Source organism: Halorubrum salipaludis (assembly GCF_002286985.1).
GTDB lineage: Archaea > Halobacteriota > Halobacteria > Halobacteriales > Haloferacaceae > Halorubrum > Halorubrum salipaludis.
In genome coordinates this window covers 238,383-263,868 of record NZ_NSKC01000004.1, presented here as the reverse complement: position 1 = coordinate 263,868, position 25,486 = coordinate 238,383, and the positions used below count along the sequence as shown (strand labels likewise).

The following is a 25,486-nucleotide window of genomic DNA, read 5'->3' as shown; positions in this document are numbered from 1 at the left end:
GGGCGGACTCGCGTCGGCAACGCATCGGTCCCGGCCGACCCGCGACCGTCGCGGTCCGTCACACCGATGGGGCCGTCGCCGCCGATCTCGGGCTCCCGATCAGCGAGTACGAATTTATATTCCCCCGGCGAATCCACGGGGACACGACATGGGATCCGGTCCGGCTTCGAACGACCGCGCCGACGTCGCGGGCGGTGACGAGGGAGCGACGCCCGCCACGGTCGAGGACCTCCTTTCGGACCTCCGCGATCTGATGGAGAGCACGTCCGACGCCGACACGCACGACGAGGTGTGGGACATCAAACACCTGCTGGCGGAGGCCCACGATCGGGGACTGATCGAGTCGGGAGTGCGGGACCTCGACGCGCGTGACGCCGCGGAGGCGTTCGTCGGGAGCGTCATCTTCGCCTCGCCGCTCCTCGTCGAGGACGGGATCTTCGACATCGCCGACTTCCTCTTCGCGTTCACGATCGCCGAGGTTCCGGTGTTCCTGATAGCGAACACGCTGTTCGTCGTGTTCATGACCTACGCGCTGCTCGAGTGGACCGGTCGGAACAAAGAGGAGACGCGGACGCTGTTCGGCGTCGTGCCGGTGCGCGTGTTTATGATCCTGACGGTCTCGTTCGTCGTCGCGACGGTCCTGATGACCGTCTGGGGCCGAGTGGACGGCTGGGGCTCACCGATCGAGGCGATCGCCCGCATCAACGTCATCTGGACGGTCGGATCGCTCGGTGCGGCGCTCGGGGACATCCTCTCCGACGGCGACCCCGCGCCGGTCGCCGCGTCGAGCGTGTCGAGCGCGTCGACGCGGGAGGCTCTCCGGGAGGGCGATCCGCGGGGGGACGATCCGCGGCGCGGCGATCCGCGGCGGGAAGCCGATCCCGTCGACGCCGCGGGGACGGCGGAGCGACCGGAGGACGTACAGCGCATGAGCGACGGCGCACTCGTCGACGCGCTTCACGAGGAGTTCGACGACCTCGAGGCGGTCGTCGACGACACCGCCGACCAGCGCGAAGTGACCCGGCTCAGAGAGGAGGCGATTCAGGCGACGATCGACGACGCGTTCGGAGACCGGATCCAGAAGTACACCTCGCGGGACATCGCGGAGGCGTTCGTGGGAAGCATCTTCTTCTCGATCCCGTTCCTCGTGGAGGACGGCGTCTTCGACGTGGCCGACTTCTTCCTCTCGTTCCGGATCGGCCTCGTCCCGATCTTCTTCCTCGTCAACACCGCCTTCGTCCTGGTGATGATCCTGGCGCTCGTCTACTGGGCGGGACCGCAGGACGTGCGGGTGTCGCGGCCGATCTTCGGGTTCATCCCCCGGCGACTGGTCGGGACCGCGCTGGTCTCGTTCCTGACCGCAGCGGCGCTGATGACGATGTGGGGGCGCGTGGGGAACTGGCAGGAGCCGGTCGTGGCGCTGGCCCGGATCAGCGTCGTCTGGACCGTCGCCTCCTTCGGCGGCGCCCTCGGCGACATCCTCCCCGGGGAGAGTTCCGGGGCCGACATCAACGACAACCTGGCCGCCCTCGGCGACCCTGCCGACAAGGACGCCGTCGACGAAGACGCCGGACGCTGACCGCCGCGGGCCGACCGGTCGCCCCGAACGGAGTCTCGAGACCGGTGATCGCCCCTCTCCGCGACCGATCGGAAACGGATTTCGTATACACTGTCATGGATTGCTGGTTGCACCAACCATATGTGGGCGTGTCGTATCGGTTGGGCCATGGCGGGACCGCCCATCCACGACTTGCACTTCGCGGAGGAGCCGAGCGTCGACCAAGTCCCCGGCCCGAACTCGCGCCGCCTCCTCGACAGACAGGAGGCGATCGACAGCAGCGCGGTCGCGTACCCGAACGACATTCCGCTCGCGTTCGAGGAGGGCAAGGGGGCGTCCCTGAAGGACGCGGACGGCAACCTGTTCCTCGACTTCTTCGCCGGCATCGGCGTGTACAACGTCGGCCACGCGAACCCGTACGTCAACGAGGGCGTCCACGAGCAGATCGACAAGCTCACCCACACCGTGGACTTCCCGACGGAGCCGCGCCTCGACCTCATCGACAAGCTCGACGAGATCGCGCCCGGGAGCCTCGCCGGCAACAGCCGCTTCGTCTTCGGCGGCCCCACCGGCAGCGACGCCGTCGAGGCGTCGATCAAGCTCGCGAAGTACAACACGGGCGGCAACGGGCTGCTCGCGTTCCGCAACTCCTACCACGGCGCGACGACCGGCGCGATGAGCATCACGTCGAACAAGAAGTTCAAGAAGCCGTACGCGCCGCTTTTACCCGACGTGGTGCACGCGCCCTTCCCGTACCCGTTCCGCGAAGGCCGCTCCCCCGAGGAGTCGGTCGACCGCGCGCTCGAAGAGGTCAGAGCGATCGTCGAGGAGCCGTACGGCGGCCTTACGGACCCGGCGGGCATCTTCGTCGAGCCCATCCAGGGTGAGGGCGGCGTCGTCGTCCCGCCCGAGGGGTTCCTCTCGGGGCTGCGCGAGATCGCCGACGAGAACGACCTCCCCTTGGTGTTCGACGAGATCCAGGTCGGCATGGGGCGCACCGGCGAGTGGTGGGCCTCCGAGCACTACGACGTGACGCCGGACGTGATGACGACCGCGAAGGCGCTCGGCGGCAACGGCCAGCCGCTCTCCGGGACGATGTACCACGAGGACCTCGACACGTGGGGGTCGGGCGACCACGCGGGCACCTACCGGGGGCACGTCCCCGCGATGGTCGGCGGCCTGCGCGCGATCGAGTACATCGAGTCGCACGACCTGCTCGACCACGCGACGGAGGTCGGCGCGTGGATCCGCGACCGCCTCCGCGACGCGGGCGAGGGCGATCCGGGGCTCGGCCAGGTCCGCGGCAAGGGCCTCTTCGTCGGCGCCGAGTTCGTCGACGCGGACGGCGAGCCCGACGACGACCGCGTCGACGCGATCCAAGAGTACTGCTACGAGCACGGCGTGCTCGTCTGGACGGCCGGCCAGTACGGCAACGTCGTGCGCCTGCTCCCGCCGCTCGTACTGACGCAGCGGCAGGCGGAGGTCGGCACGGAGATCATCGCGGACGCGATCGCGGCGACCGCGGAGTAGGGCCGCGCGACGGGGTCGGACACGCGTTACGCAAACGTCAGCGTTTCATCTGTGATGTCAATATCACTCGGGTTTCCGTTGAATATCCCGTACTCACCGGAGATGCCGATCTCTTCTCGGTAGAGAATCGAATTCGATGGCTCGTGTATCATCTGGAGTCGGACCCGGTCGTCCTCGGGATAGTTGTCCTCATCACCGGCCAACCGACACGCCACGTTGACGTCTGAACAGCTGAGACCATCCGGAATCGTCTCGCCGTCTTGGTTGTTATGGACTACCGTGAGCTCGACCGTTTCGCCTGATCTGAGCGATCTGTTGAGCGTTCCAGTAACCCGCTGGTCTCCGTGATCGAGGTAGACAACGATTTCGTCAGCCTCCACCGTCTCGCCTCCTCTGTTGGTGAGTTTGAGGTCCCAGCGAAACTCGTCGTAATCTGGTGCCGAAGCGGGTTCCTCCTCAAATGTCAAGTCGAGCGCAGCAAAGGTGGGCCTCTCTCCGAGATCGTCGACGATCCCAAACGCGAACACACCGATTACTCCCGCGAGAACAACAGTAATCGCGACAATTAGCACGACTCCGACGGCCGGCGTAACCGCGCGTTCGTCTCCCGGCGCATCCATTATTGATACTGTATTACCATGATTGAAATAACAATTGCGCCTCATCTCACACCGTCGACGGCGGAGACGATTCGGTACTCTCTCCTCCGTCTCACCGCACACGCTCCGTCGGAGGCGAGGCCGACGAGGACGCAACGGGATCCGGTGTGCCGTAGTCGGGCAGCGCGGACGGTCCCTACGCCGGCAGCGCCGCGTCGGGCACCGTCCCGTCGTCGTTCCACCCGCGGAGTTCGTAGTACGAGTTGATGGCGTCGTCGAGTCCGGGGAGCTCCTCTTCGTACGGGAGCCGATCGTCGTCGCCGTCGATCCCGCGCCGGTTGTTGAAGTGGCGCTCCAAGGTCACGGTCCGCGCGCCCGCCGCGAGCAGCTCCTCGAAGTCGGCGTCGAAGAGCAGCTCGTAGCGCTCGGGGGTCATGAAGTCCCGCGAGAACTTACAGACGACGCCGCTGTCGTTGAGCGCCATCAGGTTCTCGCGCTGCACGAGCCGCTCGGCCTTCCCCTCGAACCCTGCGGGCTCCATCGCCTCGTCCTCCTCGACGAGCGGGTACTCGACCGAGTAGAACGTCGCGTACATGTGGTCGGCGCCGCGGTTCGCGACCGCGTACGAGAGCGCCTGCCCGTGGAGCAGCCGCCCCTCGTGGGCCGCGAAGTCCATGTTCTTCACCGACCAGTTGCCGACGCCGAGATCGTCGTGGATCCGGCCGATCCCCTCCGCGAGCTGATCGCCCACGCCGTCGCGGTGGGCGGTCTTCTCGACGAGGTCCCAGACGAGCTCGCGGTTGCCGAACTCGCCTTCAGCGGCGAGGTACGCGGCGATCGTGTTGCCCGCGGAGATGGCGTCGAGCCCGTACTCGTCGCACAGCCGGTTCGACTCCATCACGTCGACGATGTCGTCGATCCCCGAGTTCGAACCGAACGCCATCGCCACCTCGAACTCCGGCCCCTCGGTCTCGACGCCGCGGGTCTCGTCGCGGGTCGGGAGCTTGCAGGCGAACGCGCAGGCCGAACAGGTCCCCTTCTTGTACTTCTTCTCCGCGACGGCGTCGCCGTTGATCCCATCGACGCCCGCGAAGGAGCGCTCGGAGAAGTAGTACGACGGGAGCCCGTCCATCTCGTTGGCCAGGTCCATCACGGCCACCGTCCCCTGCTCTTTCATGATGTGGTCCTCGGTGGCGGCCTCGCGGTGGATCTCGCCCGCGGTCGCCGGGATCTCGATCTCGGGCGCCGAGTCGCCGCCGAACGTGACGGCCTTGACGTTCTTCGAGCCGAGGACCGCGCCCAGCCCCCCGCGGCCGAACGCGCGCTCCTCGGTCGTCATCACCGACGCGAACCGGACCTCGTTCTCGCCCGCCGGGCCGATCACGGCCGTCCGGTCGCTGGAGATGTCGCGTTCGGCCTCCAGGTAGCCGGTCGTCTCCGAGACGGTCGCGCCGGCGAGCTCCGGCACGGCCTCGAACTCGACGCCGTCGTCGCGCACGTGGACGACCACCAGCTCGTCGCTCGCGCCGGCCAGCTCCACCGCCCCGTACCCCGTCGCCGCGAGGTGCCGGGAGACGAACCCGCCCGCGTTCGACGAGAGGAGCCCGTCCGTCAGCGGCGACACCGCGGTGCAGTTCGTCCGGCCCGTGAAGCTCATCTGGGAGGCCTGCATCGGTCCGGTGGTGAACACCGCCCGGTTCTCGGGACCGAGCGGGTCCGCGTCGAACGGGATCCGCTCGTGGGCGAGCCGGGTCGCCACGCCGCGCCCGCCGATATACCGCTCCTGAACCTCCGTGATGTCGGTTTCCGTCGTCGTCCGCTCGCCCACGTCGATCGACAGCAACGGTCCGGTACTGTGTAGCATGTGCGAGTGTCCGCGGGGGCGGTACAAAAATCCCGGCCGAAGAGGCCAAACTGTACACAGTATGTGTTTTCAATATACACGATAAATTTATACTGCTGCTGGATAATCGCCTTCGTAGACACCTGTTGTCATGCCACGGGAACACATCTTCGACGAGTCCGAGTACGAGCGCCGGGTGGCCCGGACGCGGGAGCGGCTGCGCGAGCGCGACCTCGACGCGATCGTGGTCGCCGACCCGGCGAACATGAACTACCTGACCGGCTACGACGGCTGGTCCTTCTACGTCCACCAGGCGGTCGTGGTCACGCCCGACCGCGACGAGCCGGTGTGGATCGGGCGCGACATGGACGGCGACGGCGCGCGGGCGACGACGCACCTCTCCGACGACAGCATCCGCGCGTACAGCGACGACCACGTCCACTCGCCGCACGACCTCCACCCGATGGACTACGTCGCGGGCGTCCTCGACGAGCTGGGCGTCGCGGACGGGCGCATCGGGCTGGAGATGGACGCCGCCTACTTCACCGCGAAGTCGTACACGCGCCTGCAGGGGAACCTCCCGGACGCCGAGTTCGAGGACGCGACCCTGCTCGTCGGCTGGCTCCGGATCAAGAAGTCGGACCAGGAGCTGGAGTACATGCGGCAGGCCGCGCGCATCTCCGAGAACGCGATGCAGGCCGGCCTCGACGCCGTCGGCGAGGGCGTTCCGGAGTACGAGGTCGCCGGCGCCATCTACCAGCAGCTGATCGACGGGACTGACGAGTTCGGCGGCGACTACCCGGCTATCGTCCCCCTGATGCCGTCGGGCGACCACACCGGCACCCCCCACCTCACGTGGACGGATCGGGAGTTCGAGGACGGCGACCCGGTGATCATCGAGCTCTCCGGCTGCCGGCACCGCTACCACTCGCCGCTGGCCCGGACCACCTTCGTGGGCGACCCGCCGGCCGAACTGCAGGAGACCGCCGACATCGTCGTCGAGGGGTTGGAGGCGGCACTCGACGCCGCGGCGCCCGGCGTGAAATGCGAGACCGTCGAGAAGGCGTGGCGGACCACCATCGAGCAGTACGGGCTCGAGAAGGAGGACCGCATCGGCTACTCGATGGGGCTCGGCTACCCGCCGGACTGGGGCGAGCACACCGCGAGCATCCGCCCGGGCGACGAGACCGTCCTCGAGGAGGACATGACGTTCCACATGATCCCCGGCATCTGGACCGACGAGATCGGCATGGAGATCAGCGAGACGTTCCGCGTCACGTCCACCGGCGCGGAGACGCTCGCCGAGTTCCCCCGCGAGCTGTTCACGGCCTGACCGTCGGCGTCGGGGGTACCAGCCCCGCGCCGACTGTGCGGCCACGACGCTGACCACTGCTGCGCTGACCACCGCCGCGCTGACCACCGCCGCGCTGACCACCGCCGCGCTGACCACCGCCGCGCTGACCACCGCCGTACCACCGCTGCGCCGACCACCACCACACTACGGCCGACACCCACTATGAGCACGACACCCACCGCCGACGACGAAGCGACAGACGAAACGCCCGACGAAGCGACCACCGCGGCGACCGACGAAACGTCCGAATCAACGCTCGCCACCGCGCGCAAACAGCTCGAGCGCGCGGCGACCAACGTCGACGTCGACCCGGCGATCGTGGAGCGCCTCAAACACCCCACGCGGGTCCAGCAGGTCTCCGTCCCGCTCGAACGCGACGACGGCACCGTCGACGTGTTCACCGGCTACCGGGCCCAGCACGACGACGTCCGCGGCCCGTACAAGGGCGGGCTCCGCTACCACCCGGAGGTCTCCGCCGCCGAGTGCACCGGGCTCTCGATGTGGATGACCTGGAAGTGCGCCGTGATGGACCTCCCGTTCGGCGGCGGAAAGGGCGGGATCGCGGTCGATCCCAAGTCGCTGAGCGAGGACGAGCACGAGCGACTCACCCGGCGCTTCGCCGAGGAGCTGCGCGACGTGGTCGGGCCGACGAAGGACGTGCCCGCGCCGGACATGGGGACCGACGCCCAGACGATGGCGTGGTTCATGGACGCCTACTCGATGCAACAGGGCGAGACGATCCCCGGCGTCGTCACCGGGAAACCCCCCGTCATCGGCGGGTCGTACGGCCGCGAGGCGGCGCCGGGACGGTCGACGGCGATCGCCGCGCGGGAGGCGGTCGACCACTACGACCGCGACCTCGCGGAGACGACCGTCGCGGTCCAGGGGTTCGGGTCCGTCGGCGCCAACGCGGCCCGACTGCTCGACGACTGGGGCGCGACCGTCGTCGCCGTCAGCGACGTGAACGGCGCGATCTACGACCCCGACGGGCTCGACACCCGGGACGTTCCCACGCACGAGGAGGAGCCCGAGGCGGTGCTCTCCCACGAGGCCCCGGCGACGCTGTCGAACGAGGAGGTCCTCGAACTCGACGTCGACGTGCTGATCCCCGCGGCCGTCGGCAACGTGATCACCGCGGACAACGCCGATGACATCGCCGCGGACATCGTCGTCGAGGGCGCAAACGGGCCAACGACGTTCGCCGCCGACGAGATCTTAGCAGAGCGCGGCGTGGCGGTGATCCCGGACATCCTCGCGAACGCGGGCGGCGTCACCGTCTCGTACTTCGAGTGGCTCCAGGACATCAACCGGCGGACGTGGTCGCTCGAACGCGTCAACGAGGAGCTCGAAGAGCAGATGCTGGAGGCGTGGGAGAACGTGCGCGACGAGGTCGTCGACAGCGACCTGACGTGGCGGGACGCCGCCTACGTCGTCGCGCTCTCGCGGATCGCCGAGGCGAAGGGCGCGCGCGGCCTCTGGCCCTGAGCGGCGCGTCGGGCCGACGACGGCAACCGTCTGATCAGTCGTTCGAACCCGGCGGTCCGATCAGTCGTCGTCCGGCGTGACGACCGCGTTCTCCAGCTCCTCGCCCGCGTCGAGCGCCGCGACGTTGTCCGCGACGATGTCGGCCAGCCGGTCCCAGTGTTTGGGCGTGTGACCGCCGGTGTGCGGGGTGATGAGGCAGTTCTCCAGGTCCCAGAGGACGTGGTCCGACGGGAGCGGCTCGGGGTCGGTCACGTCGAGGGCGGCACCGCGGATCCCCTCGGTCTGGAGCGCGGCGACGAGCGCGTCGGTGTCGACGAGCCCGCCGCGAGCCGCGTTCACGACGACCGCGTTCGGCGGGAGCGTCGCCAGCTCCGCCTCCCCGACCAACCCGCGAGTCAGGTCGTTGAGGGGGCACGCGAGCACGACGTAGTCGCTCCGCGCGAACGCCTCGTGGACGTCGTCGTCGTCGAAGCCCAGCACCTCGTCGGTCGGCCCGCCCTTCTCCGGCGTGTAGCGGATCCCGATCGTCTCGACCTCGAAGCCGGCGAGCCGCTGGACGACCGCCTGCCCGATCGACCCGAGCCCCACGACCGTCACCGTGCTGTCGGTGAACTCGCGCGACTGGAAGTGGCGCCACTCGCCGTTCGCCTTCCGGCGGAACCCCTCGTGGAGGTTCCGCGCGAACACGAGCATGTTGGCGATCGTCTGCTCGGCGATGCCCGGCGCGTGGATCCCGCCCGCGTTCGTCACGGCCACGCCGTGCTCCCGGAGCGCGTCGGTCGGGACGTGGTCGGTGCCGGCGAAGGTACAGGCGAACAGCTCCAGCCGGTCGGCGCGGTCGAGCAGATCGGCGTCGAGCGTGATGCCGGTCACCGCGCGGGCCCTCGGCACGAGCTCGCGCTCCTCCGCGGGCGTCCGGGCGAGCGCGACCGTCCGGTCCGGGAGCCGCTCGCGGAGCGCGTCCGCGTACGACGCCATCGACAGGCCTTCGGTCCCCTCTCGCAACACGACCACGTCGGGATCGGCCGGCTGCTGTCCGTCGGAGTCTGCGGGCTGTTGTGTCATGGGTATGCGCGCGTCGAGACGACGCGTTGGCCGATCAATGCGAGGGGGGTGCCTTATCCTTTTGTGTATCTCACGTACACGACAATCGTGTACAATGGACTACTGTTAAGACGGTCGAGTGAGAGAGCCACTCGCATGAACGAACCGATCCGCGATCGGCTCGCCAGCGTCCGCCGACGATTCCACCGCCACCCGGAGCCCGCGTGGCGCGAGTTCCTCACGACGGCGACGCTCGTCGAGGAGATCCGGTCGATCGGCGTCGACGAGCTCGCGGTCGGACCGGACGCGTACGACCCGGCCGACCGCATGGCCGTCCCGGAGACGGAGCTCGGCCCGTGGATCGACCGCGCCCGCGAGCACGGCGCGGACGAGGAGCTGCTCGACCGCATGGCCGGCGGCAACACCGGCGCCGTCGCGGTGCTCGACCGCGGCGACGGCCCCGCGATCGGGCTCCGCGTCGACATCGACGGCCTGTTCATCGAGGAGTCGACCGACCCCGACCACGACCCCGTCGACGAGGGGTTCCGCTCGGAGATCGACGGGACGATGCACGCCTGCGGCCACGACGCCCACATGACGTGGGGGCTGGCGGTCCTCGAGGCGATCGCCGAGAGCGACTTCGGCGGGCGGCTGGTCGTCTTCTTCCAGCCCGCCGAGGAGACCGGCGGCGGCGGCCGGCCGATGGCCGAGAGCCGCTTCGCGGACGACCTCGACTACCTGCTCGCGGTCCACGTCGGCTTAGATCACCCGACCGGCGAGGTCGTCGCCGGGATCGAGAAGCCGCTGGCGATGGCGCACCTCGACGCGACGATCGAGGGCACGTCGGCGCACGCCGGCAAGGCCCCGAACGAGGGCGACAACGCGATGCAGGCGATGGGGACGGCGATCGTGAACGCCTACGGGATCGCCCGCCACGCCGACGGGATGACCCGGGTCAACGTCGGGAAGGCCGAGGCCGGCACCGCGAGCAACGTCATCGCCGAGCGCGCGCGCATGGAGGCCGAGGTGCGCGGCGAGACGACCGAGCTGATGGAGTTCATGAAACGCGAGTTCGAGCGCGTCATGCGCGGCGCCGCGACGATGCACGGCTGCCGCGCGACCGTCGACCTGGTGAGCGAGTCGCCGCGCGCGGACAGCGACCCGGAGCTCCAGGCGCTGGTGAGCAACGTCGCCGAGGGGGTCGACGGGATCGACGCCGTGCTCCCGGCGGCGGACTTCGGCGCGAGCGAGGACGCGACGTTCCTGATGGAGCGCGTCCAGGGGGACGGCGGCCTGGCGACGTACCTCATCGTGGGCACGGACCACCCGACGAGCCACCACACCCCGACGTTCGACGTGGACGAGCGGAGCCTCCGGCACGGCGTGGACGTGCTCGTGGGCGCGGTCCGCGACCTCGAACGGAGACATCCCGTTCCGCAGGTGGAGGACCCGGCGGCCGACCGCCAGAGCGCCGATGACTGACGGGGATTCCGCGAGTGACGAGGCCGAACGGGGTCCGGCCCTCACGGTCGACGACATCGAGGCCGCCCGCCGCCGGCTCGCGAACGTCGTCCACCGGACGCCGCTCGACACCTCGCGGACCTTCGCCGACATGAGCGGGGCCGCGTCGCTTGGGCTCAAGCTCGAACAGCTCCAGCGGACCGGCTCGTTCAAGATCCGCGGGGCCTACAACGCGATGGCGCAGCTCTCGCCGGCCGAGCGCGAGACCGGGGTGATCGCCGCCAGCGCGGGCAACCACGCGCAGGGCGTGGCCCTCGCGGGCGACCTGCTCGGGATCGACACGACGATCGTCGTCCCCGAGGTGACCCCGGCGGCGAAGATCGCGGCGACGCGGGAGTACGGGGCGACCGTGCTCGTCGAGGGCGACATCTACGAGCGCTCCTACGAACACGCCCTGGAGCGCGCCGAAGAGACCGGCGAGACGTTCGTCCACCCCTTCGACGACGCGGCCGTCGTCGCCGGACAGGGGACGGTCGGGCTCGAACTGCTGGCGCAGTACCCCGCGATGGACACCGTGCTCGTCTCGATCGGCGGCGGCGGGCTCATCTCCGGTATCGGGACGGCGACGGCGGCCGCGGACCGGGAGGTCCGTGTCGTCGGCGTTCAGCCCGAGGGGGCGGCCCACGCCGGACCGTCGCTGGAGGCCGGTGAGATCCGACCGCTCGACGGCGTGGACACGGTCGCCGAGGGGATCGCCGACACGCGCATGCTGGAGACCACGTTCGCGATCGCGAGCGAGGTCGTCGACGACGTGGTGACCGTCTCCGATCGCGAGATCGCCGCGGCCGTGACGCTGCTGGCCGAACGCCAGAAGACGGTCGCCGAGGGCGCCGGCGCCGCGCCGCTCGCCGCCGCCCTCTCGGACCGGCTGGACCTCGCCGACGCCAACCCGGCCGTCGTCGTCTCGGGCGGCAACGCGAACCTCACCGATCACGCCGAGCTCGCGCGCACCGGGCTGTTCGAGCTCGGGCGCTACGCCGAGGCGCGGCTCGCGCTCGCGTCGTGGCCGGCGCGAGTCGGCGAGGTCGTGGAGGCGGTGACCGCCGAAGGCGCCGAACTCGACGCCCTCGAGCGCGCGCGCCGCACGGCGGCCGATCACCCAAACCGCACGCCGGTGACGATCGGGATCGAAGGGCGCGGCCCCGATCACCTCGACGCGGTGTTGACGGCGGTCTCGGCGCTCGACGGGGTCTCCGTGGTCGAACGGTCGGTGCGAGACGACGGCTGAGTCGTCGTTCGAAAACGGACCGCGTCGTCGTCGGAAAAGGACTGCGTCGTCTCGAAAACGGGACCGCGTCGACCGTCGAAACCGGCGAGCGAACGCCCGCCCCCGGCCGTTCAGTTCGCCGGCGCGCTCGCGCTGACGGCGTCGATCGCGTCGAGGAAGATCCCGGTGCCGAGCGCGATCTCGCGTTCGGTCGCGTCGAGCGGCGGGAGCAGCCGGATCGTCTTCTTCCCGCAGCCGAGCGTCAGGAGCCCGCGGTCGAGGGCGGCCTCCACGGCCGCGGAGCGGCGCTCGGGCGTGTCAAACTCCACCGCGAGCATCAGCCCCTTGCCGCGGACGTCGACGACGGTGTCGGGCGCGTCGTCGCGGAGGAGCTCCCGCGCCTGCCGCCCGCGACGGGTCGCGTTGGCCAGCAGGTCGTGCTCCTGGATCGCCTCCAGCGTGAACGTCCCCATCATCGAGCCGAGGACGTCGCCGCCGCCGAACGTCGAGCCGAGCCGGTTCTTCTCCGAGGGGAACACGTCCGACCGGGAGATCGTCGCGCCGACGCGAAGGGCCTTCGCGCTCGCGATCACGTCCGGCTCGATGGCGTAGTGGTCCGCCGCCCACATCTCGCCGGTCCGGCCGACGCCCGACTGGATCTCGTCGACGACGAGCGGGATGTCGTACTCCTCGGTGACGGCCGCGACCTCCTCCATGAACGCCTCGCTCGGGAAGCGGTAGCCGCCGACGCCCTGGACCGGCTCCAGCGTCAGGAAGGCGATCTCGTCGGGGTCGACGTGGCCGCCCTCGGGCGCGAGCATGTTCCGGAGCCGCGAGCCGCCGCCCGCGAAGAAGCCGCAGTCGCAGCTCGCGGCGTCGCAGCCGCGGTCCGCGCAGAACGGTACCGTCTCGATGCCGCTGATCTCGGGGTAGTGGCGGGTGTACACGTCCTTCGACTTCGTCAGCGAGAGGGTCCCGAGCGTGCGGCCGTGGAAGCTCCCCTCGAACGCCACGCCGTACTTCGCCGGCGCGCGGTGGTCGTGCGTGATCTTCATCGCGTTCTCCATCGCCTCCGCGCCCGAGTTCGAGAGGAACACGGTGTCCATCCCGTAGTGGCCGGACACCTCGGTCAGCTTCTCCATGAGGTGGCTCGATCCGGGGAACGAGGCGTCCTCCGGCGTCGCCCCCGAGCCGAAGTACATGTCTTGGCCGGCGATCTTCATCGGCTCGACGAGGTCGAACTCCCGGAGCTTCGAGAGCACCTTCTCGTTGTTGTACCCGAGCGGCGCGGCGCCGATGTGACAGGTGAAATCGAGGAGGACGTTGCCGTCGACGTCCGTGACGAAGGGACCGTCCGCCTCGCGGGTCACGTCCCAGACGAACTCGTGGGAGTACTCGCTGGGTGCGGCGTTCTCCTGGTGGAATTCGACCCAACGCCGCGCGTTCGGGCCGGGGAGTGCGTCCGCGGTGGGTTCCGCCGTGTCCCTATCCATACACGGATAATGTGTACAACGTACATTAAAACTTGTTATAAATCGGTTCGCCCCGGGAACGCGAGCCCGTCAGTCGTCGTCCGAGCCGGCGGCCTGTCCGGACCGCGAGTCCGCCTCGTCGCTCCGGCCGTACAGCACCGTCTCGTCCTGTAAGAGCACCTGGTCGTAGTGCTTGCCGAAGTCCCTGATCAGCGCCACCATCGCGAGGAAGCAGACGAAGGCGAACGGCGTGCCGGTGATGATCGCCGCCTGCTGGAGCGTGTTCGCGCTGCCGCTGCCGCCCAGGATCATCAGGATCGCCGCGGTCATCCCGAGGACGACGCCCCAGAAGACCCGATTGATGTTCGACGGCTTCGCCTTCCCGCCGGTGGTCATCATCGAGACGGCGAGCGTCGAGGAGTCCGCCGACGTGACGAAGAACGTCGTCACGAGGATCATGAACGCGTAGATCAACACCGACCCGACCGGGAGGCTGACGGACGCCCCACCGAGGTTCAGCGTGAAGTTCAGCGCCTCGAAGAGGATGAATCCGGACACCTCCGCTCCGGCCTCGCCCGACATCACCGCGCCGAAGTCGGCGATCCCGTTGTGCTGCGCCCAGACAGCGGTGCCGCCGACGAAGGTGAACCACGGGATGGTGGCGCCGGAGGTCGCGACGATCCCCGTGAACGCCACCTCGCGGACGGTCCGTCCCTTCGAGATCCGGGCGATGAACAGCCCCGCGAACGGCGACCACGAGAGCGCCCACGCCCAGTAGAACACCGTCCACGCGTTCATCCAGCCGGTCGCGCTGGCGTCGCCGCCGCCCATCGGCCCGGCGCCGGTGAAGAGGCTCATCGAGACGAACTCGGTTATCATCCCGCCGAACGCCTGCGTGCCGAGCAGCACGAGGAACAGCGTCGGGCCCACGACGAACGTCACGAGCATGAGCGCGACGAACAGGATCATGTTGAAGTTCGACAGCCGCCGGATCCCCTTGTCGACCCCGAGCACCATCGAGGTCGTGAACAGCAGGGTCATCATGGTGACGACGAGCAGGATCCCCAGATCGCCCATGTTGATCCCCCACTGGTAGTCGAGGCCGGTGACGAACTGGCTCCCGATGAACCCGAGCGACGTGGCGACGCCGCCGATCGTCGCGAAGACGGCGAGGATGTCGACGACCTTCGCGGCCGGACCGTCGAGGTTGTCGGCGCCGAGGATCGGCGTGAGCGCCGAGGAGACGCGCAGCGGAACGTCCTCGTAGTTGTACGCGAAGTAGCCGATCGCGATCCCCATGATCGTGAACACCGCGAGCTGCGGCAGCGCCCAGTGGAACAGCGTCTGCTGGACGGCGACCGTCATCGCCTCGGCCGTTCCCCCTTCGACGCCGCTGAACAGCGGCGAGGGGTTGTCGTAGTAGAACAGCGCCTCGGTCGGCCCCCAGAACACGACGCCGGCCGCGAAACCGGCGGAATACAGCATCGCGAAGAAGGAGAGGAAGCTGTACTCAGGCGGCTCGTCGCCGAGCTTGATCCCGCCCCACGGCCCCACGATCAGGAACAGGAGGAACAGCACGATCAGGAAGACGATCAACAGCAGCGCCCAGTTGAACGCGCCGAGCAGCTGGTCGTTGAGCGACGAGATCCCGTTCTCGACGGTCGACGGGCTGATGAAGAACGCGGCGATCACGCCCAGCGTTATCAGGGCGCCGAACGCGAAGACGATCGGGTCGATCTCCTCGCGGAACTCCGCGATCACGCCCGACTCGGAGCCGCTCATCAGGTGACACCTCCGCGACGGCGACGACTACTTGACCCACGCTGCCTCCGCCCGCCGAGTACCATGCCACGTGCTGGCATGCACGGTGGATCGAAATTATACACAATAAGTGTTTCTCAAGGAGCCGGTTTCTACTCGGATTATGTATTGTGTATGGATGATCAACGCAATTCGTGTCTTGGTTCGGATGCGACGGGATACACACCGATAGCCGCAGTGTAGTAGACGATCAGCGAGAAACGAGCGACAATCCTTCAATCATTCCACCGAACGACGTGCTATCCGACCGTTCTCGATCCGCCTCCGCGCTACTCCCGCGCCACCGCCGCCGCGGGGGATCGGCGCCCGCGTGTCCGCGCGTCATCGATATTCGTTACCGCGCGGAGCGGCGACCTCGGCCGTTTCGGCCCGCCGGTCCGCTAGTTCGTCAGCTCTTCGAGCGTGCGCTCGTGGGAGGCGGCGCTCTCCGTCAGCTTCTCGGCGAACTCGTCGACGCGGTCTTTGATCTCCTCGCCGGCCTCCTCCGGCGAGAACGACTCCGACATGGTCAGCAGGCGGACGAACGCGCGGAGCTCCTCGTCGGTGAGCTCCGCGAACTCGTCGTTTTCGAGCTTCCCGACCACCTCGTCGACGTCGATCTGGCCGACCGGCTCGACGTTGAACTCCACGTTGACCATCCGGTAGTTCGACCCCGCGAGCCGCTGTTCCGCCTTCCCGACGCCCTCCGAGAGCATGTCCTTGAACGGCGTGTGGTACCCCATCGTGCCGAGGTGGAGGAACGCGAGCATGTCCGTGATCCCCTGCGTGTACGCCTCGCGGTCCTCGTCGTCCGGGTCGAACACCGTCTCCCGGTCGCGCTCTTCCAGGCATTCGAAGAGGATGCTGAAGTCTAAGATCGCGTTCCGGACGCGGCGTCGGATCCGGTTCCGCTTCTGCTTCCGGGAGTGATCCGTGTAGTCCGTCTTTCGTCCGAGCAGAAAGTCACGGTCGGAGGGCGTGAGAATTCCGCGAGGCCGGTCCGACTCGGCAGCCGCCTCCAGCGACTCCGGCACGTCGTTCTGGCTCATGGCCGATATAGCGGGTGCCACCGGATTAACAGTACTGATCGCCCCAACCGACGCCGCCGACCGAGCCGGATTTCGCGGCCCCGCTCCCGCCTCGCGGCCCCGCTCCCGCTACGGCCGGCGTCGCGACAGCTCGACGAACGCGTCCGACAGCAGCCCGACGCCGATCGCGAGGCTCTCCTCGTCGACGTCGAAGGTGGGCGTGTGGTGGCTCGTCGGGTGGTCCGTGCCGACCAAGACGTACGAGGCCAGCCCGCCGGCGTCCTGCACCCGCCCCATCAGATAGGTGCCGTCCTCGCTCACGCCGAACTCCTCGGACGGGATCACGCGCTCGACCCCGTCGACGTCCCACGCCACGTTCCCGACGAGCTCCCGGAGCGCCGGGTGGCTGTCGACGCACGGCGACTCGCTGATCACGCGCGGCGTCACGTCGCAGTCGTGGAGCTCCGCGGCGGCGTACAGCACCCGTTCGAGCTCGGTGCGCGCGTACGTCATCAACGCGGTCGTCTCGCCGCGCACCTCGGCCTCGATCGTCACCTCCTCGGCGATGACGTTGCTTGCGGAGCCGCCCTCGATGCGGCCGACGTTCACCCGCGTCGCGCCGTCGCGGTGGCGGGCGATCCCGTACGCGTTCTGGATCGCGACTGCGGCGGCCTGCATGGCGTTCGCCCCCTCGTTCGGCGCCTTCCCGGCGTGCGCGCTCGCCCCCTCGAAGGTGGCCGTCAGGTGCGCCATCGCCAGCGGGCTCTCCACGCCGGCGACGATCTCGCCGGTGGGGTGGCCGAGCCCGACGTGGAGCGCGAACAGGTAGTCGACGCCGTCGAGGTGGCCGCTCTCGGCCATCGCCTTGCCGCCGCCAGAGATCTCCTCGGCCGGCTGGAAGAACACCTTGAGCGTCCCCTCGAAGTCGCTATCTTTGACCGCCTCCAGCGTGCCGAGCGCGATCGCGAGGTGCGCGTCGTGACCGCAGGCGTGCATGTACCCGTCGTGTTCGGACCGGAACCCCTCCGCCGCCGGCCGGTGGTCGCTCTCGTCCGACTCCCGGATCGAGATCGCGTCGAGGTCGACGCGGAGCCCGATGCACGGGCCGTCGCCCTGCGAGAGCGTCGCGACGACGCCCGTGTGCCCGCCCGCGGTGCATTCGAGCAGGTCCTCGTCGACCCCGGCGCGACGGGCGCGGTCGATCCACGGCCGGATCTCGTCGTCGTCCGGGACGGCCATGCGCTCGCCGGTCGCGAGCGCGTCGCGGCCGACCGCGATCTCGTCGACGCCGATCCGCTCCAGCTCCTCGACGACGCGGGCGGTCGTCCGAAACTCGCGCCATCCGGGCTCCGGGTGGCGGTGGAACGCCCGTCGAAGTTCGGTCAGTGTGGATCGCGCGTCGTGGGGCATCTGTCCGAAGGGGAAGCGGTCAGGCTACTTAACCGTAGCCGATGACTCACCGCGTCAGTCGTCCCCGCCCCCGACGACGATCCACGGCTTCGCGTCCGGGTCGTAGTCGGCGATCGCGCCGCTGTGGCTGCGCGTCTCGGGGGCGAGGACGCCGACGTGTTTCAGCTGCTGGACGAAGTTGAACAGGACGTTGGTGCGTATCACGTCGGTCCAGACGCCCCGGTCCCGGTAGAGCCGGGAAGTCTCGCCGCGCTCGATCAGCTCCCGGGCGCGGGCCGCGCCGCGGGTCGTACAGAACGCGCTCAGGAAGACGTTCGGGTACTCGCGGACCAGCCGCTCGACGAGATCGAGGAAGTGGACCCGCGGCCCCTCCTTCCGGAGCGCGTCGAGCAGCAGCCCGAACTCGGGGTGTCTGACGAACGAGTTCTTCAGCAGGACCGCGAGCGGGGGGTGGACCTCGGCGACCGTGCGTCGCCCCACGTCCTCCTTCGTCAGGCGGAGGTCGTCGAGGTCCTCGACCCCGTAGCCGCGGAGCACCGTCGCGGCCAGCTCCCCCTGCTCGGTCAGCTCGTGCGGCGAGCCGGCCGTGACCAGTCCGAGCGTCTGCGCGCTCGCGACGGTCTCGCCGCCGGCGCCGAACCCGTACTCGTCGGCGATCGCGTCGACGATCTCGTCGCGGGCGCGGGGGCCGTCCCGGTCGAGCGCGACGACCGGCGCGAAGTAGTTCAAGGGCTGCGCGAGGCTCAGCGTCGTAACGTCGCCGCCGAATTCGTCCCCGCGGAGCCGCAGGGAGAGCTGCCCCTCCACGTCCGTGACCTCCGCGGTCGACTCCGCGCTCGGCGGCGAGCGCCACGCGGTCGCGCCGTCGTCGTCGACGCCGATGACGCCGATCCCCTTCGACCGGAGCAGGTCGGCGTGCGGCCGCACGGCGTCGCCGTGGCCGGCGAGGTAGGACACGTGCGCGCCCTGCTGGTAGGTGAGCGCCTGCCCGATTCCCCGCAGGAGGTTCGAAGAGCCCTTCACCTCGATCGCGAACACGCGGTTCGCGTCGGTGAAGCCGAGCACGTCGGGGTACCGCCCGCGGATCGCGATCCGGTGACGGCGACAGCGGTCGAGCACGTCCGCGTACGCGTCGGCATGCGCCTCGGGAACGTGGACCAGCGGCTCGTAGTTCCGCTCGTCGAGCGCGGTCACCACCCGGTCGAACACCGCCGGCTCGTCCATGTCGGACGCGACTCGCCCGCAGCTAATAAGCGATTCTCCCGTCGCGCCCGCCGGTCTTCCGCCCCGCAGTTTAAGTGCGATACCGCGGCACCCGCCGTATGGACTTCGCGTGGGACGTCGATCGGGAAGGGGACGTGTCGCTCGTCCGGTGTCGCGTGCGCAACGACGACGCCGTCCCGCGGCGCGTCCGGGTCGAGAGCCGGCTCGACGCGCCCGTGCTCCCGCCTCGGCGGGGCGGCGTCCCGGAGGACGGGTGGGACGAGTCGGGCGCGACGCTTCGTCTCGATCCCGGCGAACGGCGGGCGCTCGGCTTCGCGGCCCGGGCTCCCCCGACCGAGCCGCCGGTCGAGATCGCCGAGGTGGCGGCGGTCGATCCGACGGAGCGGTCTGGGGACACGGACCCCGGCGAGGGCGACGAATCGACCGCGTCGGCGACGGCCGCCGCCCTTCGGCGGCTCGGAGACCACCGTCCGCCGAGGGACGCGGTCGCAGACGGCTCTGACCGCCTCGCCGACGCGGATCCGGTGGTGGCGACCGGATCCGCCGGCGACGGCGGCGGGGAGCCAGAGCCCGGACCCGCCGTCGCTGACGGGGCCGAACCGGAGCCCGACCCCACCGCTCCCGCGCCGCCGGGAGCGACGACGGAGTGGTTCGACGCGGTCGACGCCCGACTGAACGCGGTCGAGGAACGGATCGACCGGGCGGAGCGGCTGACCGACGCCGACCTGGCGACCGCAACGGAGGCGGTCGCGGAGGCCGACGGCGTCGACGGGCTTTCCGGGCTCGACGAGAGTGTCGCCGCGGACGCCGACCGGCTCCGCGAGCTGAGCGACCGCGCGTCGGCGCTCGCGGCGCGCGCGGAGGCGACCGACGCGCCGATCGAGGCGCTGGAGCAACTCGCGTGATCCTCGCGGTCGCCGGCGGAAAGGGCGGCGTCGGGAAGACGACGCTCGCGTACAACGTCGCCGCCGCGCTCGACGCGGTCGTCGTCGACGCCGACCTCGGGATGGCGGACCTCCCCGGCGGGCGCGGCCCGGACCTCCACGACGCGCTCGCGGGCGCGGCCGACCCGCGCGAGACGCTGCGGGCCGGCCCGGTCGACGTCGTCCCCTGCGGCCGGACCCTCGCCGGCGCGCGGGCGGCAGACCTCCGCCGGCTCGAGTCCGCGGTGGCGGCGATCGAGCGGGAGCGCGGCACCGTCGTGCTCGACTGTCCCGCGGGGCGTCGCGCGGACGCCGGCGTCCCGCTCGCGGTCGCGGACGCCTGCCTGCTCGTCGTGTCGCCGCGGGCGTTCGCGCTGGCCGACGCGATCCGGACGCGGGCGCTCGCCCGCGAACTCGACGCCGGGCTCGTCGGCTGCGCGGTCAACCGGGTGACGGAGGAGCCGCCGACCGACGCGATCGCCGACGCGCTCGGCGCGCCGGCGTCCGTCGTCCCCGCGGACCCGCGGGTCGGTCGCTCGGTCGCCGAGGAGCGACCGGTCGTCGACGCCGCGCCGGACAGCGCCGCGGCGGAGGCGGTCCGCGAACTCGCTCGGCGGGTTCCCCGCTGACGGGGGCGGGCCCGCGGCGCCCTCCCTTCCTTTCCTTTCTTTCCCTTCCCCTCCCCGGCGACCCGCGAACTCCCGCCTTTTTACCGCTCGGGGACGGACCCGCGGACGATGCTCACGCCCGTCTTCCTCGTCGGCGTCGCCGCCGTGGCGTTTCTCGCCGTCGAGATCGGGCCCCTGTACGCGGTCGACCGGTTCCGCGACCTCCGGGAGCCGACCGACGCCGAGCGCGGCCGCCTCGACTACCTTCGCGAGACGGCCGGGCTTGACGTGGATCGGGTCGCGATCGAGCGCCGCAGCGCGGACGGGGCCGAAGGGGAAACCGGCGACGACGCCGGCGAGAACGCCGGATCCATCGAGGTCGCGGTCCGCGGGCCGCCCCGCCGGCGCGTGCTGTTCCTCTCCGAGGCGGTGCTCGACGACCTGGACGACGACGTCGCGATCGGCCTTCTCGCCGCCGAGGCCGGCCGCGTCGAGACGTACTACGGGGAGTTCCGGGCCGTCGCGGTCGCGGCGGTCGTCGGCGTGCTGGCCGCGATCGTCACCGCGACGGTCCCGTTCGACGCGGGGTTCGCGTCGCTCGTCGCCGTCGGGCTCGCCGCGTTCTGGGTCGGCCGGCGGGTGCAGTACGCGGCCGACGACCGGGCCGCGGACGCGGTCGGCGCGGACCGGGTCGCCGACGCGTTCGAGCGCGCGGCGGCGCTCCGCGGGGTCGAGCCGGCGACCGGCGACTGGTCGACGTGGTTCGAGGTACAGCCCCCGCTCGGCGATCGGATCGCGGCGCTGCGGGAGCGCGACGGGGCGGAGAACGCGTCGGAGGACGCTTCGTAAGTCCGCCTCTCGACGAGCCCGGGGTCGGTATCGCTATCGCGCGCGCTCGGCGACGACCGCCGTCGCGTCGACGGTGACCTCGTAGCCGGCGACGGAGAGGGTGACGTCGATGTCGCCTCCGTGACGGCTGGCCACGAGCGCGTCCAGTGCGTCCAAATCCACGTGATCGTAGAGGACGATCCCCGCCTCGTCGGCCAGATCGACCGGCTCGACGCCGGCGGCGCCGGCGACGGCCTCGACGACGGCGCGGCTCGGCGCCGGACCGTCGTCGCCGTGCTCGACGCGGACCGTCTCCGAGACCGTTCCCGAGTCCGCTCCGTGCCCCCGCGATCCCGCCGGTGCGCTGCTCATGCTCGTTTCGGCGTCGAACTCACATATAACTCTCCGGGCTCGTTTATCGTCGCTGAAATTTGGCCGGGCGAAACGACTATTACCGTTCGCTTGCCACGCGACACCATGGCACTCGAACGCGCCGGAGCGGGCATCGCCACCGGAGCCGACGGCGACGCGTTCGGGTTCTTTTTCGCCTGATCCGCGCGCGGCGGATCCGCCCCGCGGCGGGGCGGTGAAACCGGGCGGATCGGCGGCGACGTGCCGGAACCGTTACCAACCAGCCAGACGCGTATACAGACAACTCGAATGCGACTCCCGGAACGACAGCTCGCGGTCCTCGAGGCCGCGAGCGCGACGGACGAACGGACGATAGACGAGATCGCGGCGGAGACCGGACTGAAGCCCGAGACGGTCACCGGCGCGGCCTTCGACCTTCGCGACGAGGGACTCCTCTCCGTCGTCGAGACCGCCGCCGAGACGCTCGGCCTCACCGACGAGGGCCGGCGGTACGTCGACGACGACCTCCCCGAGACGCGGCTCTACCGCGCCGGGCTCGCGCTCGGCGCCGACGAGGCCGCGGTCTCGATGGGGCGGGTCATCGGCGAGGCCGACCTCGACGGGCCCGAGGTCGACATCGCGCTCTCGAACTTCGCGCGCAAGGGACTCGGCTCGATCGACTCGGGCGAGCTCCGGATCGCCGCCGACGCCGACCCGGACGCCGACCGGGAGGCGGCCGCGCTCGCGGCGCTCGCCGACGGCGACGACCCGGCGGTCGACGACGCGGTCCTCGACCAGCTCGACTCCCGCGGGCTCGTGGACCGCGGCGAGTCGGTCACCCGGTCGGTGACGCTCACCGACGACGGCGTCGACGCCCTGATGACGGGCGTTGAGGCGACCGAGACCGTCTCGGAGCTCACCCCGGAGCTGCTCGCCAGCGGCGAGTGGCGCGACGTGGAGTTCTCCGAGTACAACGTCGAGGCCGACGCGCCGACGGCGCAGGGCGGCCGGAAACACGTCCTCCGCCGCACCGCCGACCGCGTGAAGGACGTTTTAGTCGGCATGGGGTTCCAGGAGATGGAGGGCCCCCACGCCGACAGCGACTTCTGGATCAACGACTGCCTGTTCATGCCGCAGGACCATCCGGCGCGGACCCACTGGGACCGGTTCGCGCTGGACGTGCCGCCGATGGAGGGGATCCCGGACGAGCTGATGGCCCGCGTCGAGGCGGCCCACCGCGACGGCTGGGGGATCGACGGCGACGGCTACCACTCGCCGTGGTCCAAGGACTTCGCCCGCGAGGTCGCCCTCCGCGGACACACCACCTCGCTGTCGATGCGGTACCTCTCCGGGATCGCGGGCGCCGAGCTCGAACCGCCGCAGCGCTACTTCTCCGTCGAGAAGGTGTACCGCAACGACACGCTCGACCCGACGCACTTACTGGAGTTCTTCCAGATCGAGGGGTGGGTGATGGCCGAGGACCTCTCGGTGCGCGACCTGATGGGCACCTTCGAGGAGTTCTACCGGCAGTTCGGGATCACGGACATCCGCTTTAAGCCGCACTACAACCCGTACACGGAGCCCTCCTTCGAGCTGTTCGGCGAACACCCGGAGACGGGCGAGGAGATCGAGATCGGGAACTCCGGCGTCTTCCGCGAGGAGGTCACCGGCCCGCTCGGCGTCGACTGCGACGTGATGGCGTGGGGGCTCGCCTTGGAGCGGCTCGCGATGCTCACGACGGGCGCGGAGGACATCCGCGACCTCCACGGGACGCTGGCAGACATCGAGTTCCTGCGCGACGCGGAGGTGAGCTACTGATGCCCGTCGTCGACATCGACACCGACGAGCTGCGCGGATTGACGGGTCGCACCGACACGAGCGACGAGGAGTTCAAGGAGGACCTGTTCGGGCTCGGCTTAGAGTTCGAGGGGGAGACCGACGACGGCCTCCTCCAGTTCGAGTTCGCGCCCGACCGGCTCGACCGGCTCTCGGTCGAGGGCGTCGCGCGCTCGCTGCGCTACCACTACGGCGACGACCGCGGCGTCTACGTGCCCGACACGAACGACCCCGAGTGGACGATCGAGGTCGACGAGTCGGTCCCCGACGAGCGCCCGTACGTCACTGGTGCCGTGGTCCGCGGTGTCGACCTCGACGAGGGGGCCTTGGAGTCGCTGATCCAGCTGCAGGAGAAGCTCCACGCGACGATGGGGCGCGGCCGCGCGAAGGGCGCGATCGGCATCCACGACCTCGCGATGGTCAAGGGCGCGCCCTTACAGGAGGGCGCGGAGCCGTCGATCACCTACCGCGGCGTCGACCCCGACGGCGACACGTTCGTCCCGCTCGATTCGAACGACGAGCTGACGCCGAACGAGGTGCTCGACGAGCACGCCACCGGAGAGACGTACGCCGACCTCGTCGAGGACCTCGACCGGTACCCCGCGATCTACGACGAGCTCGGCCTCTTCTCGTTCCCGCCCGTCATCAACGGGAAGCGGACCGAGGTGACGACGGGCTCCCGCGAGCTGTTCGTCGAGCTCACCGGCACCGACCAATGGACGATCGACCGGATGTGCAACATCATCTGTTACGCCCTCTCGGCCCGCGGCGCGACGATCGAGGAGGTCGAGGTGAACTACGCCGACGGCGCGACGCACCCGAGCGAGTACGGCGCGGAGCTGGTCCGTCCGAACTTCGACACCGACGAGAAGGCGGTCGGCCACGACCGGATCGAGACGCTCCTCGGCGTCGACTTCGAGCCCGAGGAGGTCGTCGACTGCTTCGAGCGCGCCGGCCTCGACGCCTCCTACACCCTCGACGAGGACGTGACCTACGAGGTCGAAATTCCCCCGTACCGCGTCGACGTGCTCCACCCCCTCGACCTGGTCGACGACGTGGGCCGCGCGTACGGCTTCGACAACCTGGAGCCGCGCTACCCCGACGTGGGGACGGTCGGCGGGCGCCACGAGCGCTCCCGGCTGGAGGACGCGGTCCGGACGAGCCTCGTCGGCCTCGGCTTCGAGGATCTCCTGAACTTCCACATGACGAGCGGGACCGAGAACTACGACCGGATGAACCTGGGGTCCGGAAGCGACGCCTTCGGCGGCGGCGACCCCGTCGAGATCACGGAGCCGTACAGCGAGGAGTACACCCAGCTCCGCACGTGGGCGACTCCCTCGCTGCTGATGCTGCTGGAGCGGAACACCCACAACGCCTACCCGCAGGACGTCGCGGAGGTCGGCTTCGCGGCCGAGCGCGACGAGACCGAGGACACCAACGTCGCCGAGCGCCGCCACGTCGCCGGCGCGGTCGCCCGGCGCGACGCCTCCTACGAGGCCGCCAAGGGCCGCTTACAGGCGCTGTGCGACGACTTCGGCGCCGAGCTGGAGACGCCGCGCACGGAGCACCCCTCGTTCATCGACGGCCGGACCGCCGCGGTCGTGATCGACGGCGAGGAAGTCGGCGTGATCGGTGAGATCCATCCCGCCGTGCTCGTCGAACACGACCTGGAGGTGCCCGTCGCCGCCTTCGAGTTCCACCTTAACGCGCTGCAGTAATTCGGAGTCGGTCTTTACACTGCCGTCAGGCGTTTATACGGCGTTGACTCCAGATCGACGGTGAGGATCTCCAAAGCCCCAGTCGCGCTCGGCTCCCACAGCTCGCTGTGCTCCTCAGTCGCTCGCGTTGCTCGCTCCTTGCGGTGC

The 25,486-nt window shown here is 69.9% G+C and carries 20 protein-coding genes; 11 read left to right on the top strand and 9 right to left on the bottom strand.

Annotated features, from left to right (window positions below):
- Positions 1 to 148: 148 nt before the first annotated feature.
- Positions 149 to 1,579 (top strand): hypothetical protein, encoded by a 1,431-nt coding sequence (locus tag CK500_RS09340; protein WP_095636960.1) that lies wholly within the window; start codon positions 149 to 151, stop codon positions 1,577 to 1,579.
- Positions 1,580 to 1,726: 147 nt separating this feature from the next.
- Entirely contained in the window at positions 1,727 to 3,088 is a 1,362-nt protein-coding gene (locus tag CK500_RS09335; protein ID WP_095636959.1) for an aspartate aminotransferase family protein, read from the top strand.
- 26 nt (positions 3,089 to 3,114) lie between these two features.
- On the opposite strand, the gene CK500_RS09330 is transcribed toward CK500_RS09335, so the two are convergent.
- Positions 3,115 to 3,708, bottom strand: coding sequence for a type IV pilin (locus tag CK500_RS09330; RefSeq protein WP_095636958.1), 594 nt, complete (start codon positions 3,706 to 3,708; stop codon positions 3,115 to 3,117).
- Between the two features lie 175 nt (positions 3,709 to 3,883).
- The gene (locus CK500_RS09325) at positions 3,884 to 5,551 is read right to left on the bottom strand and encodes an aldehyde ferredoxin oxidoreductase family protein (RefSeq protein ID WP_095636957.1); all 1,668 of its coding nucleotides are present in this window, start codon (positions 5,549 to 5,551) and stop codon (positions 3,884 to 3,886) included.
- A 130-nt stretch (positions 5,552 to 5,681) separates the two neighbouring features.
- Here CK500_RS09325 and CK500_RS09320 point away from each other — a divergent pair, with 130 nt between their 5' ends.
- Both CK500_RS09320 and gdhB read left to right on the top strand, forming a co-directional pair.
- Positions 5,682 to 6,863 (top strand): M24 family metallopeptidase, encoded by a 1,182-nt coding sequence (locus CK500_RS09320; RefSeq protein ID WP_095636956.1) that lies wholly within the window; start codon positions 5,682 to 5,684, stop codon positions 6,861 to 6,863.
- 183 nt (positions 6,864 to 7,046) lie between these two features.
- Complete coding sequence (gene gdhB / locus CK500_RS09315) at positions 7,047 to 8,369, top strand: glutamate dehydrogenase GdhB (RefSeq protein ID WP_095636955.1); 1,323 nt, start codon at positions 7,047 to 7,049, stop codon at positions 8,367 to 8,369.
- A gap of 60 nt (positions 8,370 to 8,429) precedes the next feature.
- Here gdhB and CK500_RS09310 read toward each other — a convergent pair whose 3' ends face one another.
- Positions 8,430 to 9,434, bottom strand: coding sequence for an NAD(P)-dependent oxidoreductase (locus tag CK500_RS09310; RefSeq protein ID WP_095636954.1), 1,005 nt, complete (start codon positions 9,432 to 9,434; stop codon positions 8,430 to 8,432).
- 135 nt (positions 9,435 to 9,569) lie between these two features.
- Here CK500_RS09310 and CK500_RS09305 point away from each other — a divergent pair, with 135 nt between their 5' ends.
- Positions 9,570 to 10,895 (top strand): amidohydrolase, encoded by a 1,326-nt coding sequence (locus CK500_RS09305; RefSeq protein WP_095636953.1) that lies wholly within the window; start codon positions 9,570 to 9,572, stop codon positions 10,893 to 10,895.
- Positions 10,888 to 12,162 (top strand): threonine ammonia-lyase, encoded by a 1,275-nt coding sequence (ilvA, locus tag CK500_RS09300; protein ID WP_095636952.1) that lies wholly within the window; start codon positions 10,888 to 10,890, stop codon positions 12,160 to 12,162. The genes CK500_RS09305 and ilvA overlap by 8 nt, the downstream gene beginning before the upstream one ends.
- Positions 12,163 to 12,272: 110 nt before the next feature.
- Here ilvA and CK500_RS09295 read toward each other — a convergent pair whose 3' ends face one another.
- The 5 genes from CK500_RS09295 to CK500_RS09275 form a co-directional block, all read right to left on the bottom strand.
- Positions 12,273 to 13,634, bottom strand: coding sequence for an aminotransferase class III-fold pyridoxal phosphate-dependent enzyme (locus tag CK500_RS09295; RefSeq protein ID WP_095636951.1), 1,362 nt, complete (start codon positions 13,632 to 13,634; stop codon positions 12,273 to 12,275).
- Positions 13,635 to 13,703: 69 nt separating this feature from the next.
- Entirely contained in the window at positions 13,704 to 15,395 is a 1,692-nt protein-coding gene (locus tag CK500_RS09290; RefSeq protein WP_198951538.1) for a BCCT family transporter, read from the bottom strand.
- A gap of 419 nt (positions 15,396 to 15,814) precedes the next feature.
- Positions 15,815 to 16,462 carry a hypothetical protein gene (locus CK500_RS09285; RefSeq protein ID WP_095636950.1) on the bottom strand — a complete coding sequence of 216 codons (648 nt, stop codon included), beginning with the start codon at positions 16,460 to 16,462 and terminating at the stop codon, positions 15,815 to 15,817.
- Positions 16,463 to 16,570: 108 nt separating this feature from the next.
- Positions 16,571 to 17,851 carry an amidohydrolase gene (locus tag CK500_RS09280; RefSeq protein ID WP_095636949.1) on the bottom strand — a complete coding sequence of 427 codons (1,281 nt, stop codon included), beginning with the start codon at positions 17,849 to 17,851 and terminating at the stop codon, positions 16,571 to 16,573.
- Positions 17,852 to 17,905: 54 nt separating this feature from the next.
- Entirely contained in the window at positions 17,906 to 19,075 is a 1,170-nt protein-coding gene (locus CK500_RS09275) for a hypothetical protein (RefSeq protein WP_095636948.1), read from the bottom strand.
- Positions 19,076 to 19,173: 98 nt separating this feature from the next.
- Between CK500_RS09275 and CK500_RS09270 the strand changes: the two genes are divergently transcribed.
- From CK500_RS09270 to CK500_RS09260, 3 genes are all read left to right on the top strand, one after another.
- Positions 19,174 to 19,980 carry a DUF7857 domain-containing protein gene (locus tag CK500_RS09270; protein ID WP_095636947.1) on the top strand — a complete coding sequence of 269 codons (807 nt, stop codon included), beginning with the start codon at positions 19,174 to 19,176 and terminating at the stop codon, positions 19,978 to 19,980.
- Positions 19,977 to 20,627, top strand: a complete 651-nt coding sequence (locus CK500_RS09265) for a nucleotide-binding protein (RefSeq protein ID WP_095636946.1) — start codon at positions 19,977 to 19,979, stop codon at positions 20,625 to 20,627. The genes CK500_RS09270 and CK500_RS09265 overlap by 4 nt, the downstream gene beginning before the upstream one ends.
- Before the next feature lie 108 nt (positions 20,628 to 20,735).
- Positions 20,736 to 21,455 (top strand): peptidase, encoded by a 720-nt coding sequence (locus tag CK500_RS09260; RefSeq protein ID WP_095636945.1) that lies wholly within the window; start codon positions 20,736 to 20,738, stop codon positions 21,453 to 21,455.
- A 33-nt stretch (positions 21,456 to 21,488) separates the two neighbouring features.
- Here CK500_RS09260 and CK500_RS09255 read toward each other — a convergent pair whose 3' ends face one another.
- A complete protein-coding gene (locus CK500_RS09255) occupies positions 21,489 to 21,806 on the bottom strand; it encodes a HalOD1 output domain-containing protein (RefSeq protein WP_095636944.1) in 318 nt (105 codons plus the stop codon).
- A 288-nt stretch (positions 21,807 to 22,094) separates the two neighbouring features.
- Here CK500_RS09255 and pheS point away from each other — a divergent pair, with 288 nt between their 5' ends.
- Together pheS and pheT are read left to right on the top strand one after the other, a co-directional pair.
- Positions 22,095 to 23,603, top strand: a complete 1,509-nt coding sequence (gene pheS / locus CK500_RS09250; RefSeq protein WP_095636943.1) for a phenylalanine--tRNA ligase subunit alpha — start codon at positions 22,095 to 22,097, stop codon at positions 23,601 to 23,603.
- Positions 23,603 to 25,339, top strand: a complete 1,737-nt coding sequence (gene pheT, locus CK500_RS09245) for a phenylalanine--tRNA ligase subunit beta (protein WP_095636942.1) — start codon at positions 23,603 to 23,605, stop codon at positions 25,337 to 25,339. Before pheS ends, pheT begins: the two co-directional genes overlap by 1 nt.
- Positions 25,340 to 25,486 lie beyond the last annotated feature (147 nt).